Origin of the sequence: Streptomyces sp. 130 (assembly GCF_007096885.1) — a bacterium.
In the GTDB taxonomy this organism is placed as follows: Bacteria; Actinomycetota; Actinomycetes; order Streptomycetales; family Streptomycetaceae; genus Streptomyces.
On the sequence record NZ_VJNO01000093.1, the window covers coordinates 1 to 1,955 of the forward strand.

Genomic DNA, 1,955 nt, shown 5'->3' on the forward strand with positions numbered 1-1,955 from the left:
AGACCCGGCATCTCGTGCTCGGCAAGCGTGATCTCCTTCCGCCCGAAAGCGGCGAGGGAGAGATCGGCGACCTTGAAATCGATGGTCTCAACTGGCATGGAGGCTCCTAGTGCTCATGACGTTGCGGTGGATGTCGAGGGTCGCCGTGGATTTGTTCAGCGTGATGTAGTGCAGCCCGGGGGCGCCTTCGGCGAGCAGCCGGTCGGCCATCAGCGTCGCGTGGGCCACGCCGATCTCGTACGCGATGTCCGGCCGGTGCTGCGCGGCTTCCAGGCGGTGGGCCAGGTCCTCGGGGAAGGCGGCGTCGGAGAGTTCCGCGAAGCGGCGGATCTGACGGACGTCGGTGGCCGGCATGATCTCCGGGATGATCGGGGTGGCGCAGCCGGCCGCCTCCACCCGGTCCCGCAGCCGCAGGTAGTCCTCCACGTCGAAGAACATCTGCGTGATGGCGTAGTCGGCGCCGGCGCGGCACTTGGCGACGAAGTGCCGGATGTCGCTCTCCCAGTCGGGCGAGCGCGGGTGCCGCTCCGGGAAGGCGGCGACACCGATGGTGAAGTCCCCCAGCGAGCGGACCAGTTCGACCAGCTGGTAGGCGTGGTGGAAGCCGTCCGGGTGCGCGGTCCACTCCCCCTTGGGGTCGCCGGGCGGATCGCCCCGCAGGACCAGTACGTCCCGCACCCCGGCGTCCGCGTACTGGCCGATGATGTGCCGGAGCTCGGCCACCGAGTGCCCGACGGCGGTCAGGTGGGCGACGGGCCGCAGGGTCGTCTCGGTCACCAGGCGCTTCGTGACGTCGATGGTGCGGTCCCTGGACGACCCGCCCGCGCCGTAGGTGACGGACACGAAGTCGGGGCCCAGCGGCTCCAGGCGGCGGATGGCCTGCCACAGGGTCCGTTCGCCCTGGGCGGTGCGGGGCGGGAAGAACTCGAAGGAGAACGTCGGGCGGTCCGTGACCAGCTCCATCACCGGCCACCCCCGGCCCGGCCCGCGTTGAAGTACGACGCCTCGGGGTGGTGGACGACGATCGCGTCCGTGGACTGCTCCGGGTGGAGCTGGAACTCCTCGGAGAGGTGGACGCCGATCCGCTCCGGCCGCAGCAGGTCCGCGATCTTGGCGCGGTCCTCCAGGTCCGGGCAGGCCGGGTAGCCCAGCGAGTAGCGGCAGCCCTGGTACTCGGTGCGCAGCATGCCGTCCAGGCCGTCGGGTTCGCGGCCGGCGATCCCGAGTCCGGCCCGGACGCGCGCGTGCCAGTACTCGGCCAGTGCTTCCGCCAGTTGCACGGAGAGCCCGTGGAGTTCCAGGTAGTCGCGGTACGAGCCGGAGGCGAAGAGCTCCGCGGTGGCCTCGCCGATCTTCGAGCCGACGGTCACGATCTGGAGCCCGACCACGTCCGTCTCGCCGGACTCCTCGGGCCGGAAGAAGTCCGCCAGGCACAGGCGGCGCCCGCGCGGCTGGCGGGGGAAGGTGAACCGGGTCCGTTCGTGCCCGTTCTCGTCCAGGATGATCAGGTCGTCGCCCTTGGACACGCAGGGGAAGTAGCCGTGCACGACGGCCGCTTCGAGCAGGTTCTCCGTGCGCAGCCGGTCCAGCCACATCCGCAGCCTCGGCCGGCCCTCCGTCTCGATCGTGTCGCCCTTCAGCCCCCACTGGCCCTTGAACAGGGCGGCCTCGTCCAGCCAGGAGGTGTACTCCTTGTGCGGGATGCCCTTGACGACCCGGGTGCCCCAGAACGGCGGGGCGGGCACGGGGTTGTCGACGGCGACGTCCGACCGGCCGGCGTCCGCCGGCTCCTCGAACTCCGGCTCCCTCAGCGGCACGCGGCGCTGCTTCAGCGGCGGCAGGGTGGCTCCGGGGACGCCGCGCTTGACGGCGATGAGGGCGTCCATCAGGCGCAGGCCCTCGAAGGCGTCGCGGGCGTAGCGCACCTCGCCCTCGTAGATCTCGTGGAGGTCCTG

At 71.2% G+C, this 1,955-nt stretch carries 3 protein-coding genes; all 3 read right to left on the bottom strand.

The features are described 5' to 3' along the window. Nucleotides 1-98, bottom strand: a 98-nt coding sequence (locus FKN01_RS32105; protein ID WP_143626168.1) for an adenosylhomocysteinase, incomplete at its 3' end; no start/stop codon positions are given. Continuing rightward, on the bottom strand, nt 88-963 hold the full coding sequence (metF, locus tag FKN01_RS32110) for a methylenetetrahydrofolate reductase [NAD(P)H] (protein WP_143626169.1): 876 nt from the start codon (nt 961-963) through the stop codon (nt 88-90). The genes FKN01_RS32105 and metF, both read right to left, overlap by 11 nt. After that, nucleotides 963-1,955 (bottom strand): vitamin B12 dependent-methionine synthase activation domain-containing protein (locus tag FKN01_RS32115; protein WP_313906189.1); only part of this gene is annotated, 993 nt, incomplete at its 5' end. The genes metF and FKN01_RS32115, both read right to left, overlap by 1 nt.

Coding starts and splice junctions, on each gene's coding strand:
- metF (WP_143626169.1), bottom strand. CDS start 963: ATGGAGCTGGTCACGGACCGCCCGACGTTCTCCTTCGAGTTCTTCCCG.